Genomic DNA, 14,614 nt, shown 5'->3' with positions numbered 1-14,614 from the left:
TTATCCCAGTACTCGTGCGCCAGCCGTGTCCAGACGGCAAATATGAACAAAGCCTTCCTGATTTTGCAGGTAGTGTTTAGAGAGCCAATCCGCCACGCGCTGCGCGGTGTCAGGCTTGTCGCACAGGGCGAACAGCGTCGGGCCGGAGCCGGAGATGCCGCACGCCTGCGCGCCGATATCCATGGATGCCTGTCGCGCCTCGTTAAAGCCCGGCAGCAGCTTCGTGCGGTAAGGCTCGGCAATGACGTCCTTCATCAGTTTGGCCGCCAGCTGCGGCTGACGGGTGTAGCAGGCGTGGATAAAGCCCGCCAGATGACGCCCGTGGGCGATACAGTCCTGACGACGATACTGCGCGGGCAGGATCGCACGCGCTTCCGCAGTTGACACTTTAATGCCCGGATAGGCCAGCACCCACAGCCACTCGTCAAACCCTGGCACCTGCTGGCTGATGATGCCATTTTCTTCGATCATCAGCTGCATGCCGCCGAGGAAGCACGGCGCGACGTTGTCATAGTGAATGCTGCCGGAGATGCGCCCTTCCAGCTCGCCCATCAGCCCCAGCAGGCGGTTGTTGTTCAGCGGCTTGCCGCAGTGCTCGTTCATTGCTACCAGCGCGGCGACCACCGAGCAGGCACTGGAACCCAGACCCGAACCAATCGGCATACTTTTTTCCAGCGTCATGGCAACCGGCACGTTTTTGCCGATCTCCTGACAGAAGCGTTCCCAGCACTGATAGACGATATTCTCGCGCGGGTCGGACGGCAGTTTGCTGGCGAAGCGGCCCACGTTATTCAGGCTGAAGCTGTCTGCCGCTTCCACCGTGACCGTATCGCCCAGCAGCGAACCATCCACCGGCGTCACCGCCGCACCCAGCACGTCAAATCCGACGCTCATATTCGCGCTGGAAGCCGGGGCATAAACTTTGACCATGTTAAACTCCTAACTTCCATGACAGGGTACGCAGCAGATCGGCAAACACGCCCGCCGCCGTAACATCGTTCCCTGCGCCATAGCCGCGAAGCACCAGCGGCAGTGGCTGATAATAGTGGCTGTAAAACGCGAGGGCGTTTTCGCCGTTTTTGACTTTGTACAGCGGGTCGTTGCCATCCACTTCGGCAATCTTCACCCGGCACACGCCATCTTCTTCAATGTTGCCAACATAGCGCAATACCTTACCTTCATCACGGGCTTTTGCAACGCGCGCGGCAAACGCGTCGTCAAGCTGCGGCAGCCTGGCCATAAAAGCGCCAACATCACCGCTGCTGTCAAATTCTGCCGGCAGGACCGGTTCAATCACGATATCGGAAAGCTCAAGCTCACGGCCCGTTTCGCGGGCGAGGATCAGCAGCTTGCGCGCCACGTCCATACCGGAAAGGTCGTCACGCGGATCCGGCTCGGTATAGCCCAGCTCGCGCGCGGCGCGGGTCGCTTCCGACAGGCTCATCCCTTCATCCAGCTTGCCGAAGATAAACGACAGCGAGCCGGAGAGAATGCCGGAGAAACGCTGCAGTTCGTCCCCTGCGTTGAGCAGGTTTTGCAGGTTCTCGATAACCGGCAGCCCCGCGCCCACGTTGGTGTCATACAGGAACTTGCGGCGCGACTTGCTCGCCGCCAGACGCAGCTGGTGATAGTAATCCATCGACGAGGTGTTGGCCTTTTTGTTCGGCGTCACCACGTGGAAACCTTCGCGCAGGAAGTCCGCGTACTGATCGGCCACCGCCTGGTTCGAGGTACAGTCGACGATCACCGGGTTAAGCAGGTGGTACTCTTTCACCAGACGGATCAGGCGGCCCAGGTTGAACGGCTCTTTCGCCTCGTTCATCTCGGCCTGCCAGTTCTCCAGGTTCAGGCCGTGAACGTTGGTGAGTAGCGCTCTGGAGTTGGCAATCCCGCAGACGCGCAGATCGATATGTTTCTTCTTCAGCCATTCCTGCTGACGCTTCACCTGCTCCAGCAGCGCGCCGCCCACGCCGCCCACGCCAATCAGGAACAGCTCGATGACCTGATCGGTGTTGAACAGCATCTGATGCACCACGCGTACGCCGGTGGTGGCGTCATCGTTGTCCACGACAACGGAAATTGAACGCTCTGACGAGCCCTGGGCAATCGCCACGATATTGATATTGGCGCGCGCCAGCGCGGCAAAGAACTTGGCGGAGATACCGCGCAGCGTGCGCATGCCGTCGCCGACCACGGAGATGATCGCCAGACGCTCCTGAATGGCGAGCGGCTCCAGCAGCTCTTCTTTCAGCTCCAGATAGAACTCTTCCTCCAGCGCGCGGCGGGCGCGGAGGCAGTCGGCCTGCGGCACGCAGAAGCTGATGCTGTATTCGGAAGAGGACTGGGTGATCAGCACCACCGAGATACCGTTGCGGGACATGGCCGCAAACACGCGCGCCGCCATGCCGACCATCCCTTTCATTCCCGGACCGGAGACGCTGAACATCGCCATGTTGTTGAGGTTGGAGATGCCTTTCACCGGCAGACCGTCTTCATCAGTGCTCGCGCCAATCAGCGTACCCGGCGCCTGCGGGTTACCGGTGTTTTTAATCAGGCAAGGGATCTGGAACTGGGCAATCGGGGAGATGGTACGCGGATGAAGCACTTTGGCGCCAAAGTAGGAAAGCTCCATTGCTTCCTGGTACGACATCGACTTCAGCAGCCTGGCGTCCGGAACCTGGCGCGGGTCGCAGGTATAGACGCCGTCGACGTCAGTCCAGATCTCACAACAGTCCGCGCGTAAACAGGCGGCCAGCACGGCGGCGGAGTAGTCGGAGCCGTTACGGCCCAGCACCACCAGCTCACCCTTCTCGTTACCGGCGGTGAAGCCTGCCATCAGGATCATGTGGTCAGCGGGAATTTTGCTCGCGGCGATACGGCGGGTTGATTCAGCAATATCAACGGTAGATTCGAGGTAGTGGCCCACCGCCAGCAGTTTTTCAACCGGATCGATCACGGTCACGCTATGGCCGCGCGCTTCCAGCACGCCCGCCATGATAGCGATAGAGAGTTTTTCGCCCCGGCAGATCAGCGCCGCGTTGATGCTGTCCGGACACTGGCCGAGAAGGCTGATGCCGTGCAGGACGTGTTTGATTTGCGCGAATTCCTGCTCAACGAAGGCCTTCAGCTGAGCGTACGGGAAGCCGGGCAGCGCCTCTGCCAGCCCTTGCAGTAAGTCAGCAAAGATACGCTCTGCGTCGCTGATGTTCGGGAGTGCATCCTGGCCACCGATGGTTTTTTCAATCATCGCCACCAGATGGTTCGTGATTTTTGCCGGGGCAGAGAGCACGGTCGCAACCTGCCCCTGCCTGGCGTTGCTTTCCAGGATATCGGCAACACGCAGAAAACGTTCTGCATTTGCCACTGATGTACCGCCGAACTTCAACACTCGCATGGTTCTACCTCGTTTCCTTTAGCCGAAAAAAAAGCCCGCACTGTTCAGGTGCGGGCTTTTTTCTGTTTTTCCTGTACGCGTCAGCCCGCATCGTTACCTGTGGTAATGATGATGGTTGTGGTAATGGTGGTGATGCTGATGCGTTTCATGGATGTTGTGTACTCTGTCATTATTATCTGTCTGTGCTGTATTCTTTTAGGGTTAAAGGATCGGGCACCTTAAGTCAACGAATTTTTAATTTGATCACAATTCGTGAGACTCTCACGTCCCGCTGCCTGCAGTTTTATTTTCATCCTATTCGCCCATGTGCAACCCTTCCGGACAGACTTATTCGCCATAGTAAAAACTTATGACAGTATTTTACTCGGCCAATTTTTTTTCAATATCGTGCAGCAAACGGTGCAGCATTGCGGTGTCCCGCTGCTCAAGACGCCCCAAACGCTGCTGCAGCCAGTCAGCCATTTTTTGATCGTCCGCCATTCCCAGCTGAGACAAGAGTTGCTCAACGCGTGCCCGCAGCGCGGCCAGCTGATTTTCATTCGCCCCTTCTGCCTGAGGTTGGGGGATTTGTATTAGGGAGGCTAATTGATAGCAGTAGACCATGACCGCCTGACCCAAATTCAGGGAGGGGTAATCGGCTACCATCGGCGCACCGGTAAGAACGTCCGCCAGCTCCAGCTCTTCGTTGGTTAACCCGGAATCCTCGCGACCAAACACCAGCGCCGCTTTATCAAGCCACTGGCTTTTCTCACTCAACATCGGCACCAGCTCCGCTGGCGTGGCGTAGTAATGGAACTTCGCCCGGCTGCGCGCGGTGGTCGCAACGGTAAACGAAATGTCGTGCAGCGCATCTGCAAGCGTCGCGTAAGTGGTTATATTATCGAGAATATCGCCCGAACCATGTGCCACCCAACGTGCCGCAGGCTCCAGGTGAGCCGTGCTGTCCACGATACGTAAATCGGTAAAACCCATGGTCTTCATGGCACGCGCGGCAGCGCCTATATTTTCTGCTCTGGCTGGGGCAACCAGTACAATCGACAGATGCATTTATGCTCTCTTTTTAATCAGTTAGCGGGTAAAAATGTGATGCGCTTCAACATATTACGCAGCGCGAATTTACAAAATTGCAACACAAATCACCGAAATAGCGTTTCATAACAAATTAAAAACGCTAAACTATTCCTTGTCTGAACAATCAGTTAGAATGTTAACAGAACACTATTATCCCCATGTTTTATAATGATAATGGTGATATGAATACTCTATTCTGATTGGATTCACTTCGTTTATAAATCAATGTCCGCAACTAGTTGGTTTATTGAAAAATTGTGACAAAGGCTAGCATTCGGCTACGATGATTTCATCAAACTGTTAACGTGCTACAATTGAACTTGATATATGTCAACGAAGCGTAGTTTTATTGGGTGTCTGGTGTCACTTAGCCTGTTATGTTGCTGTTAAAATGGTTAGGATGACAGCCGTTTTTGACACTGTCGGGTCCAAAGGGAAAGTACCCAAGACCAAGCTAATGATGTTGTTGACGTTGATGGAAAGTGCATCAAGAACGCAATTACGTACTTTAGTCACGTTAAGCCGATCATGTTAATTTGCGACATGCATCAGGCAGGTCAGGGACTTTTGTACTTCCTGTTTCGATTTAGTTGGCAATTTAGGTAGCAAACATGCAGACCCCGCACATTCTTATCGTTGAAGACGAGTTGGTAACACGCAACACGTTAAAGAGCATTTTCGAAGCAGAAGGCTACGATGTCTTTGAAGCGACCGATGGCGCAGAGATGCATCAGATCCTTTCTGAAAATGATATCAACCTGGTGATCATGGATATTAACCTGCCGGGCAAAAACGGTCTTCTTCTGGCGCGCGAACTGCGCGAACAGGCGAACGTCGCGTTAATGTTCCTGACGGGCCGTGATAACGAAGTTGATAAAATTCTTGGCCTGGAAATCGGTGCGGATGACTACATCACCAAACCGTTCAATCCTCGCGAGTTAACCATTCGTGCACGCAACCTGCTGTCCCGCACCATGAACCTGGGTACGGTCAGCGAAGAGCGTCGTAGCGTAGACAGCTACAAATTCAACGGCTGGGAACTTGATATCAATAGCCGTTCGCTGATTAGCCCGAACGGCGAGCAGTATAAACTGCCGCGCAGTGAATTCCGCGCGATGCTGCACTTCTGCGAAAACCCGGGCAAAATTCAGTCCCGTGCAGAGCTGCTGAAGAAAATGACCGGCCGTGAGCTGAAGCCGCACGACCGTACTGTAGACGTGACCATCCGTCGTATTCGTAAGCATTTCGAATCTACGCCAGATACGCCGGAAATCATCGCCACGATCCACGGCGAAGGGTACCGTTTCTGCGGTGACCTGCAGGAGTAATCCCGCAGTTAACGCATTAAAAAACGGCGCATTTGCGCCGTTTTTTTTATTTCCAGATCCGCATCGTATCGTCATCCGGTGCTGCGGGTGGCTCAGGTCGCTTCGGCTGAGAGAGCGAGTACCAGTCGAAATGCCGGGTCAGGTACATCACCGCAAACAGCGCCAGCGCGAGAACCGCTGACCCCAACAGCAGCGCGCTGTCCTCCGAGCGCAGCAGGAACCACATCACCACGTCCAGCCCGAGTAGCGCCAGCACAAACAGCCCGCTGCGCTTCCAGCTTTTCAGCACGGCCTGCAGGTACATTCCGTTCATCGCTGCGCCAACCAGGCTTGCAACAACCCAGGCTGGCGTAAACCCGACGTGTTCAGACAGCGCCAGCAGCACCAGATAGAACAGGACCAGCGACAGCCCCACCAGCAGATACTGCATCGGGTGAAGGCGTAATCCGGTTAAGGTTTCGAAGACAAAGAAGGCCATAAACGTCAGCGCAATCAGCAAAATAGCGTACTTGATCGCACGGTCAGTCAGCTGATACTGGTCGGCTGGCGTCGCTACCGTGACGCTAAAGGCCGGGAGCGCCTCCCACTCCGGCGACTCCTTGTCGTAGAACCAGCTCTCAAGGTTATTTGCAAACCAGCTGCTCTGCCAGTTCGCCTGGAAACCGGACTCGCCTATCTGATGCTTAACGGGGAGATAATCGCCCATAAAGCCCGGATGCGGCCAGTTGCTGTTGAGCGTCATTTCGCTATTACGCCCTACCGGTACCACCGCAAAACTGCCGGTTCCCGCCAGGCTGAGGGACATCTCAAGCGCAAACGTTTTGGCTTCCAGCGCTTTGTCGGTCAGCGGAATGTGGATCCCTGCAAGCGCCCCGTAGACGCCTGAACCGGGTTCCACGCTTAGCGTCTCACCGTTGATTTTAGAGATACTGACCGTGCCAATACCCCGCGCGTCGCCAACGCCCGTCACGATAAACGGTTGCCCTGTTGTTATCGTTTCCCCTCTCAGCTGTTTTAGCTCTTCGGTATTAAACTGCGCTTTTATCTTCAGGTCAGCGTTCCAGATTTGCCCGTCGTAGATGCCAATATTTCGGGACTCCACGCGCTGGTTACCTTCCACAACCAGAGATTCCGGCAGAATGAAATGCATATAGCTTTTCTTGTATTCGACCTTCTTCTCGTCCTCTATCTTGTAGAAGATCTCCGTCATCGGAATGGCAATCATCGGACCGACCAGTTTTTGCGGTCCGCTGGTGCTCTGACGAAGCGTATTTTCGACATCGTTGCGGTAGCTCTCCCGCTCTGATATCAGGTTACTGACCATAAAAAGCGGGACTAACAGCAGCAGGATGCACCCCAGTAGGGTGCTTACTTTCCAGAACAGGGGGGATTTCATCATTACGTCTCCTTTGTGATGAGGAGAGCGTAACCAGGCCGTGTGGGGTCAGTTTGAAGCTATGTGAAGGGACGGTGAAGTGTCAGCGTGGCCATCACGCCGCCTTCATCACGATTACGCAATGTAATCTCTCCCTGGTGCAGACGCGCCACCTCCTGGACAAACGCCAGCCCGAGGCCGCTGCTCTTCAATCCGTTCTCGCGAGGCAGGGAATAAAAGCGCTCAAAAATACGCGCCAGCGCGTAATCCGGGATACCGCTTCCGCTGTCGGTGACGATAAGCTGTATCTGCCCGTGCTCTTCCCGGGCCGCCAGTCCAATGGCACCGCCCTGCGGCGTAAAATCAATAGCGTTATCCAGCAAATTGCCAAGCGCCTGTTCGAGCAGGTCGGGATCGCCTTCAACATGAAGCGAAACGGGCTGGAGGGTCAGCACAATCTCTTTTGCCGCCAGCAGCGCCGAGCGCGCGTCGGCAAGACGGGTAAACAGCAGGTCGACACGGACGGTCTGAGGCGTAATCTCGACCCGATTTTCAAGCCGTGCCTGAGTGAGCAGTTTTTCAACCAGCGACTGCATACGCGCGTTTTGCACCAGAATATTATCGATAAACCGCGCGGCCACCTGCGGCGGCGGCTGCTCGGCGAGAATTTCCGCCGCGCCGCGTATGGCGGCGATCGGGCTTTTCAGCTCGTGGGTCAGCGCATGGACATAGTGTTCAATGTAGTTTTTCCCTTCCAGGCGAATGCGCATATTCTCCAGCGCCAGGGCCAGCTTGTGCAGTTCGCTGCTGCCAGGATTAGGCAGCGGGAGAGGCGTATCCGTGGTCACCGAGTCGGCATAGCGCGATAATGTACTGATAGAACGATTGATCCACCAGGCGACGAGAAGACCGATAAGCAGGGCAATGCCGAGCAGCGCCCCGCCTGCCCACAGGATCCGCCGCTCGCTGCGATGGATAACCGGTGCCATCGCGCTGTTCGGTTTCCCGACCGACAGCACGCCGATAATCTTGCCCTGCTCCACAACCGGCGCGGCAACATACATCACCGTGCTCTCCGGGTCGTCGGGATGGCTCTGGGTACTGCGCGCGCCGTATTCGCCGCGAAGCGTCAGCCAGACATCGTTCCAGCGCGAGTAATCTTGACCCACGGCCAGACCGGCGGAATCAAACACGACGCGGCCCTGCGCATCGGTCATGTAGACGTGGTATTCGTTACGCACTTTATGAATCCCGCCGATATTGGCGCGGAAAGGGCGCTGATGTAGCTGAGAAAAGGCCTGCGCCAGTTTGCCCTGCTGCGCATGGCCCGAAAGCAAATCATCACGCCCAATTTCAGCCAGCAGGGTCGCGGTATCGATCAACGTGCCCTCGGTTGCCCTGCGCACGCCGGGCTTTACTTCCTGAACGAAGATCGACAGCACGAACCACGCGGCGATGGCGACGATCAGGAAATACCCCAGCAGCAACCGCATCCCAATGCGCATCAGTAAAGGCCCAGACTGTAGCCCATACCGCGATGGGTGCTGATGGGTGACAGTTCCTCGTTCACCGCCCGCAGCTTGGCGCGCAGGGTTTTGATGTGGGTGTCCACGGTACGATCGAAACTGTCGCCGTCTTCACCCCACACCTTGTCCATGAGCTGCTGACGAGAAAAGACCCGCCCGGGAGCCTGTAACAAGGTTTTGAGCAGCAAGAATTCGTAGCGGGTCAGGGGCAATGCTTCACCGCACCAGCTGATTCGCGCGGCAGGTTCGTTAAGTTCAAACTGGCCGATGCGCACAATCTCCGAAGGCGCGGCGGATTTTTGCATGCGCCGTAAAATTGTCCGCACCCGCGCACAGACTTCACGGGGTGAGAAAGGTTTAGCCACGTAGTCATCGGCCCCCATTTCCAGGCCAAGCAGCTTGTCTACCTCATCACTGCGCGCCGTCAGAAACAGCACAGGCAGCGAGGGATGCTGCGCCAGCAGCCGGCGGCAAAGCTCAAATCCACTGATGTCCGGCAGCCCGACGTCCAGAATGGCGAGCGCCGGAACCTGCCGCCGCGCCTCCTCCAGCACGGGTAAACCGCGTTCAAACGCCTTTACCGCGAATCCTTCCTGCTGAAGCATGTAGATCAGCGTATCGGCGATACTGGTTTCGTCTTCAACCAGCCAGACCACAGATTGTTGCATGGTTCATCCCTGAATTAATGCCACGGCATAATCGGCACCGCGCTGATCGCGTTTTTCGGCGAACCTTCCACCACTTTGTCGGAATAGGCCAGGTAAGCCAGCGTATTGCGTTTGGCATCGTAGAAACGCACCACCTGCAGCTTTTTGAACACCAGCGAGGTCCGTTTCTGGAATACCACGTCGCCCTGCGCTTTGCCGTTTTTAATTTTATCGCTCAATTCAACCGGGCCCACCTGCTGGCAGGAAATCGCCGCATCGGAGGTATCTTCCGCCAGCCCCAGTCCGCCTTTGATACCGCCCGTTTTCGCGCGGCTGACGTAGCAGGTGACGTTTTTCACGTCCGGATCGTCAAACGCCTCCACCACGATTTTGTGGTCCGGACCAAACATTTTGAACACGGTATCGACGGAGCCAATCTGTTCTGCCTGCGCCACGCGCCCGACCATCAGCATCAACGCGGTGAAGATCAAAGTCTTGTATTTCATATTGTTACCATTCTTTAAAATTACACTGAGCGATTATTCAACACTTTAGATAAAAATGTAGCAAGATCACAGGATTAGAATATATCTGCCTGTAATGTGCTCTAAAAAGCATGAATGCGCAAAAAAAACACTGAATGCTAAAACATCAAAAAATGCTATTATCCGCTAACCTGTTATCAGGCACCTGCTGTTTTAAGGATGAGGATAGTATATGGATCAGGCTGGAATTATTCGCGACCTGCTCACCTGGCTGGAAGGTCATCTCGACCAGCCTTTGTCACTGGATAATGTGGCGGCTAAAGCAGGCTATTCCAAGTGGCATCTGCAAAGGATGTTCAAGGATGTCACCGGTCATGCTATCGGGGCCTATATTCGCGCACGTCGTTTATCTAAATCTGCTGTGGCACTGCGCCTGACCGCGCGGCCGATTCTGGATATTGCCCTGCAATATCGTTTCGATTCACAGCAGACTTTTACCCGCGCCTTTAAAAAACAGTTCTCGTTGACGCCTGCGCTTTATCGTCGCTCGCCTGACTGGAGCTCGTTTGGCATGCGTCCGCCGCTGCGTCTGGGCGAGTTCGCGATGCCGAAATATGAAATTGTCGCGCTGCCGGAAACCCATCTGATCGGCACGACGCAGAGCTATTCCTGTTCCCTGGAGCAGATTTCTGAGTTCCGTCATCAGATGCGCGTTCAGTTCTGGCGTGATTTCCTGAGCCACGCACCGGCGATCCCGCCAATCCTGTATGGCCTCAACGAAACGCACCCAAGCCAGGAAAAAGACGACGAGCAGGAGGTGTTCTACACCACCGCGCTGACGCCAGAGATGGCCAATGGGTACATTCAGGGTTCGAAGCCTGTCGTACTGGAAGGCGGCGAGTACGTGATGTTCTCGTATGAAGGGCTGGGGACGGGGGTTCAGGAATTTATCCTGACCGTTTACGGGACCTGCATGCCGATGCTGAATCTGAATCGCCGTAAAGGTCAGGACATTGAGCGCTACTACCCGGCGCAGGATGCCAAACCGGAAGAAGGCCCAATCAATCTGCGTATGGAATTCTTGATTCCGATACGTCGTTAACGCTGCAGTTCGTCAAGCGCAGGGGCATCAAGATGCGAAATGTCCCCTGCCATCTCCACTACCCAGCCCGACGCCAGCCACGCGCTTTCCTGATAATCAATCCGGGAAATGGAGCAGTTGCGCAGACGCAAGCGGCGCTCGGCGTAAGCCGGTAACCCCAGAATGGTGCTCACCAGGCAACCCAACGCGATCCCGTGACTCACCAGCAGCGGACGGCTTCCCGCCGGAAGCTTCAGGCATTCCGCCAGTGCAGCATGCATGCGCACGCTCAGCTCCTGCATGGATTCGCCTTCAGGAATACGGCCATCTTCGGTGCCGTTCACCAGCGTGCGGCGCCAGCCCTCCTCCGTTTCCGTCAGCGTATCAATATGGCGTTTTTCCAGCACGCCCATATCCAGCTCGCGCAGGCGCGGCTCCAGCATGACGTCACAGCCGCAGGCATCTGCGATGATGCGCGCCGTCTGCTGTGTGCGACCTAAATCGCTGGTAATCACGTGGGTAATGCCCAGCGTTCTGGCGCGTTCCGCCACCTGCCACGCTTGCTGCACGCCCTTCTCAGTAAGAGGACTGTCTGACTGGCCTTGAATACGTCGCTCGGCGTTCCACTGCGTTTCACCGTGGCGAACAAGGTATACCTGTAACATGCTTTTTTTCCGTTATACTGCGATGAGTTTTTTTTGAATCGAGCTTAATTATGCACCATGTTGTCTCTGCTACCACTAATCCTGCCAAAATTCAGGCAATTCTAAGGGCATTTGACGAGATCTTCGGCGCAGGATCCTGCCATATTGAGGCCATCGGCGTCGAGAGTGGCGTTCCTGAACAGCCGTTTGGCAGCGAGGAAACGCGCGCTGGCGCACGAAATCGCGTGGCAAACGCTAAGGCCGCAGCACCGAATGCGGACTTTTGGGTCGCGATTGAAGCAGGTATCGACGAAGGCGCAACCTTTAGCTGGGTGGTCATCGAAAGCCGCGAGCAGCGCGGTGAAGCGCGTTCGGCCACCCTGCCGCTGCCGGAGATCATTCTGGAAAAAGTCCGTGCGGGTGAAGCGCTCGGGCCGGTGATGTCGCAGTACACCGGCATCGATGAGATTGGCCGTAAAGAAGGGGCGATTGGCGTCTTTACCGCAGGCGCGCTGACGCGTTCAGGCGTTTACCACCAGGCGGTGATTCTGGCGTTAAGCCCGTTCCATAACGCGATTTATCGGTAAGTTTCCAGGCCGGATAAGGCGCAGTCGTCATCCGGCGTTTTTCAGCAATACCGCTTCCAGCCACTGGCGCAGCTCAACCGGCGCAGACTTCAGGCTGTTCGAGCCGCGGGTGATCGTTGCAATGCCCGCGCCGAGCTCATTTTTCAGCTCACGCTGGCTCATCTCGCCGCGCAGCAGCTCCTCAATGATCCGCACGCGCGTGCCCAGCGCCTCGCGCTCGTCCGGCGTGAGCATCAGTTGCATCAGGGGTAAGTGCAGATCCTGTTCGTAAGACTGGCGAAGCAGCTCCACAAAACGAAGCCACTCCTGATGACGTTGTTCGGCCATTGCCGAGGAATACGGGGAATGCTGGGTCATGTTACGCTGCCTCTTGTACTCATTAGCGAGTACAGCATAACACAACCCACGCCGATCAGTAACGTCTCTGCCACTCGGCATCGCTCATCAGGGTATCTTTCTGCCCCATGAAGTAGCGATAGTAAGCGTCATAGGCCAGCACGTTCTTCACGTAGCCGCGCGTTTCCGAGAACGGGATGCTCTCGACAAACGCCACGGCGTCGATGCGTCCGGCGCTGTTGCCGAGCCAGGTACGCACGCGTCCAGGCCCCGCGTTATACGCCGCCGAAGAGAAGATGCGGTTATTGCCGAACTGCTGATACACGTACTGGAGATAGCTGGTACCGATGTTGATGTTGGTATCCGGATCCAGGAGCTGTGACGGGCTGCTGTACCCAGGAATATTAAACATCTTCACCGTGTGCGTCGCCGTGCCCGGCATAATCTGCATCAGGCCGCTGGCACCCACCGGGGAACGGACTTTCGGGTTCCAGGCGCTCTCCTGGCGGGCAATCGCCATCGCGTAGCTTTGCGGGATATCTTTGCCGCTGGTGTAGCGATCGAACAGATCTTTGTACGCCAGCGGGAAACGCTCTTCGAGATGATCCCAGAGCTTGCCGGCGATCGTCGCCTGCACGCTGAGATCCCACCAGTGATTATCAAAGGCGTAGCGGGCAAGCTGGGCTTTCTCGTCGGTGGTGCGGCTGGTGACCAGATTCGCCCACTCGCTGCGCGCGGTGTTATCCATATTCCAGTACATCAGCTCGCGAACGCGCGCCATTTCTGGCCCCTGCGTCAGCGCCGGGTTCGCGTTAGCAGGCGCTTTATCAATGCGGAAGGTGTACTCCTCGCCCAGACGCTGCGCGGCTGCCATCGGGTAAAATCCGCGCTGCTGCATCAGCGTATGGAGGATCTCTTTGGCCTCATCATCACGACCGCGCTCCATCAGCAGATCGGCCTGCCAGTAGCGCCATTCGTCCTTCTCTTTGGCCTCCATCGGCAACCGCGCGAGCCAGGTATTCAGCCCACGGCGATCGCCCGTGCCCAGCGCCATGCGCACGCGGCGTTCCACCAGCGACGTGGAGTTCGAACGCATAATGGCATCGTCACGCCAGCGCGCCTGTTCATCGGTCACGTCGGTGCCCATCAGTCGCCACGCCACAATGTCGCGCAGCTCCTGGGTTTGCTCCTCATTAAGCTGCTGCGCCTGCACCAGCTGCGGGATCATCAGCCGCGCGTTTTCCACATCGTCACGCGCCACGCTGGCAAAGGCCACCGCCGCCATCTGGCGGGTAAAATCGGTCGCGCCCGTACTGCGGGCAAAGGTCAGCACGCTGTTCGGATCGTTAGCCAGCGAGATAACCGCGGTAGAGATCGTCTGGTAATCGGACGGCATCTGCCCCGCCAGCGTGGTCACCAGACGCGTGTTGCCCGCTTTCATCGCCAGGCGAATGCGCTCGAGGTAGGCCAGCGGATCCTGCTTGCCGGAAGCACGCCATGCCCCAAACAGGGAATCACAGGCGTTCGGCTGGTTTTTCCCGGTAAGCCACAGATCTTTCGCCCCGGCCCAGGCCTCTTCCTGCTGGCCGGTCGCCCATTTCGCGTAGTAATAGTTACACTGGGCTTCGGTGGTATTCGGTTTTTCAGGGCTGAATGCCAGCAGCCCGCGCCAGTCTTCGCGACGCGCCAGCTCATTCACAAAACGAGACTGGAGATTTCGGGCTGGCGGCAGGGTCGGGTTCGCCTGAATGAAGTTATTCACGGTGACGGTGGGTTGGTTCATGAGATCGTCGGTTATCTGGCGATACTCCAGATACGGATACAGCGGATAATCCTTTAGCGTCGGCATCAGCGCCTGTACGGTATCCATCTGCTTGTTGTCCCACGCCTGTTTAATCTGGGCGTAGCGGTTACGTTGTTCATCCAGTGAATCGGCATGCACCGCCTGGCTTACCGCCATTACGCATACGCTGGCAGCCAGCAGACGCCAGACCACCCGTTTGGCTTTTTCCACAAGCTCTTCCTCATTGTTTTTTCGTCAATTGCAGCGTCTTGCCACGTCAAAGTCTAATTAACTTATGCTAACCAGGCATTCTTCAACGCGCCACGTCATGGACACTTTTTTACCTTTCTTGCGCGT

The 14,614-nt window shown here is 56.3% G+C and carries 15 protein-coding genes and 1 other annotated feature; of the genes, 3 read left to right on the top strand and 12 right to left on the bottom strand.

What is annotated here, in order from left to right:
- The 5 genes from thrB to yjjY form a co-directional block, all read right to left on the bottom strand.
- The gene (gene thrB, locus L370_RS11850; RefSeq protein ID WP_023310337.1) at positions 1-930 is read right to left on the bottom strand and encodes a homoserine kinase; all 930 of its coding nucleotides are present in this window, start codon (positions 928-930) and stop codon (positions 1-3) included.
- Position 931: 1 nt separating this feature from the next.
- Positions 932-3,394 carry a bifunctional aspartate kinase/homoserine dehydrogenase I gene (gene thrA / locus L370_RS11855; protein WP_023334453.1) on the bottom strand — a complete coding sequence of 821 codons (2,463 nt, stop codon included), beginning with the start codon at positions 3,392-3,394 and terminating at the stop codon, positions 932-934.
- A 24-nt stretch (positions 3,395-3,418) separates the two neighbouring features.
- Positions 3,419-3,536: a sequence feature (Thr leader region), on the bottom strand.
- A complete protein-coding gene (thrL, locus tag L370_RS22705; RefSeq protein ID WP_015572623.1) occupies positions 3,475-3,543 on the bottom strand; it encodes a thr operon leader peptide in 69 nt (22 codons plus the stop codon). (Overlaps the previous feature by 62 nt.)
- 211 nt (positions 3,544-3,754) lie before the next feature.
- Positions 3,755-4,441 (bottom strand): tRNA/rRNA methyltransferase, encoded by a 687-nt coding sequence (locus L370_RS11860; RefSeq protein ID WP_023334452.1) that lies wholly within the window; start codon positions 4,439-4,441, stop codon positions 3,755-3,757.
- A gap of 399 nt (positions 4,442-4,840) precedes the next feature.
- On the bottom strand, positions 4,841-4,981 hold the full coding sequence (gene yjjY, locus L370_RS23390) for a YjjY family protein (protein WP_085928893.1): 141 nt from the start codon (positions 4,979-4,981) through the stop codon (positions 4,841-4,843).
- A gap of 95 nt (positions 4,982-5,076) precedes the next feature.
- Here yjjY and arcA point away from each other — a divergent pair, with 95 nt between their 5' ends.
- The gene (gene arcA, locus L370_RS11865) at positions 5,077-5,793 is read left to right on the top strand and encodes a two-component system response regulator ArcA (RefSeq protein ID WP_003856501.1); all 717 of its coding nucleotides are present in this window, start codon (positions 5,077-5,079) and stop codon (positions 5,791-5,793) included.
- Between the two features lie 46 nt (positions 5,794-5,839).
- Here arcA and creD read toward each other — a convergent pair whose 3' ends face one another.
- The 4 genes from creD to creA are packed head-to-tail and all read right to left on the bottom strand — an operon-like array spanning position 5,840 to position 9,847.
- The gene (gene creD, locus L370_RS11870) at positions 5,840-7,192 is read right to left on the bottom strand and encodes a cell envelope integrity protein CreD (RefSeq protein ID WP_023334451.1); all 1,353 of its coding nucleotides are present in this window, start codon (positions 7,190-7,192) and stop codon (positions 5,840-5,842) included.
- A 56-nt stretch (positions 7,193-7,248) separates the two neighbouring features.
- A complete protein-coding gene (creC, locus tag L370_RS11875) occupies positions 7,249-8,673 on the bottom strand; it encodes a two-component system sensor histidine kinase CreC (protein WP_023334450.1) in 1,425 nt (474 codons plus the stop codon).
- Entirely contained in the window at positions 8,673-9,362 is a 690-nt protein-coding gene (gene creB, locus L370_RS11880; RefSeq protein WP_023334449.1) for a two-component system response regulator CreB, read from the bottom strand. The genes creC and creB overlap by 1 nt, the downstream gene beginning before the upstream one ends.
- A gap of 14 nt (positions 9,363-9,376) precedes the next feature.
- Complete coding sequence (creA, locus tag L370_RS11885; protein WP_023334448.1) at positions 9,377-9,847, bottom strand: protein CreA; 471 nt, start codon at positions 9,845-9,847, stop codon at positions 9,377-9,379.
- A gap of 211 nt (positions 9,848-10,058) precedes the next feature.
- Between creA and robA the strand changes: the two genes are divergently transcribed.
- A complete protein-coding gene (gene robA / locus L370_RS11890; protein WP_014882475.1) occupies positions 10,059-10,928 on the top strand; it encodes an MDR efflux pump AcrAB transcriptional activator RobA in 870 nt (289 codons plus the stop codon).
- Here the strand turns inward: robA and gpmB are convergent.
- Positions 10,925-11,572: a 2,3-diphosphoglycerate-dependent phosphoglycerate mutase GpmB gene (gpmB, locus tag L370_RS11895; protein ID WP_008502057.1), complete on the bottom strand. Its 648-nt coding sequence runs from the start codon at positions 11,570-11,572 to the stop codon at positions 10,925-10,927. The two genes, robA and gpmB, sit on opposite strands and share 4 nt — an antisense overlap.
- A gap of 50 nt (positions 11,573-11,622) precedes the next feature.
- Here gpmB and yjjX point away from each other — a divergent pair, with 50 nt between their 5' ends.
- Positions 11,623-12,138, top strand: a complete 516-nt coding sequence (gene yjjX, locus L370_RS11900) for an inosine/xanthosine triphosphatase (protein ID WP_023334447.1) — start codon at positions 11,623-11,625, stop codon at positions 12,136-12,138.
- 27 nt (positions 12,139-12,165) lie between these two features.
- Here yjjX and trpR read toward each other — a convergent pair whose 3' ends face one another.
- Positions 12,166-12,495: a trp operon repressor gene (gene trpR / locus L370_RS11905; RefSeq protein WP_010427104.1), complete on the bottom strand. Its 330-nt coding sequence runs from the start codon at positions 12,493-12,495 to the stop codon at positions 12,166-12,168.
- A gap of 55 nt (positions 12,496-12,550) precedes the next feature.
- Complete coding sequence (gene sltY / locus L370_RS11910; RefSeq protein ID WP_023334446.1) at positions 12,551-14,488, bottom strand: murein transglycosylase; 1,938 nt, start codon at positions 14,486-14,488, stop codon at positions 12,551-12,553.
- Positions 14,489-14,614: the final 126 nt, after the last annotated feature.

Origin of the sequence: Enterobacter sp. MGH 24, from assembly GCF_000493015.1 — a bacterium.
Classification (GTDB): Bacteria; Pseudomonadota; Gammaproteobacteria; order Enterobacterales; family Enterobacteriaceae; genus Enterobacter.
Note: the sequence above shows the minus strand (reverse complement) of the source record. Positions and strands in the feature narration are given on the sequence as shown.

What these genes read in the sequence shown, in the direction of transcription:
- creD (WP_023334451.1), bottom strand. Translation starts at nt 7,192, where the DNA reads ATGATGAAATCCCCCCTGTTCTGGAAAGTAAGCACCCTACTGGGGTGC.
- creC (WP_023334450.1), bottom strand. Translation starts at nt 8,673, where the DNA reads ATGCGCATTGGGATGCGGTTGCTGCTGGGGTATTTCCTGATCGTCGCC.
- thrB (WP_023310337.1), bottom strand. Translation starts at nt 930, where the DNA reads ATGGTCAAAGTTTATGCCCCGGCTTCCAGCGCGAATATGAGCGTCGGA.
- L370_RS11860 (WP_023334452.1), bottom strand. Translation starts at nt 4,441, where the DNA reads ATGCATCTGTCGATTGTACTGGTTGCCCCAGCCAGAGCAGAAAATATA.
- creA (WP_023334448.1), bottom strand. Translation starts at nt 9,847, where the DNA reads ATGAAATACAAGACTTTGATCTTCACCGCGTTGATGCTGATGGTCGGG.
- yjjX (WP_023334447.1), top strand. Translation starts at nt 11,623, where the DNA reads ATGCACCATGTTGTCTCTGCTACCACTAATCCTGCCAAAATTCAGGCA.
- creB (WP_023334449.1), bottom strand. Translation starts at nt 9,362, where the DNA reads ATGCAACAATCTGTGGTCTGGCTGGTTGAAGACGAAACCAGTATCGCC.
- trpR (WP_010427104.1), bottom strand. Translation starts at nt 12,495, where the DNA reads ATGACCCAGCATTCCCCGTATTCCTCGGCAATGGCCGAACAACGTCAT.
- thrA (WP_023334453.1), bottom strand. Translation starts at nt 3,394, where the DNA reads ATGCGAGTGTTGAAGTTCGGCGGTACATCAGTGGCAAATGCAGAACGT.
- arcA (WP_003856501.1), top strand. Translation starts at nt 5,077, where the DNA reads ATGCAGACCCCGCACATTCTTATCGTTGAAGACGAGTTGGTAACACGC.
- gpmB (WP_008502057.1), bottom strand. Translation starts at nt 11,572, where the DNA reads ATGTTACAGGTATACCTTGTTCGCCACGGTGAAACGCAGTGGAACGCC.
- robA (WP_014882475.1), top strand. Translation starts at nt 10,059, where the DNA reads ATGGATCAGGCTGGAATTATTCGCGACCTGCTCACCTGGCTGGAAGGT.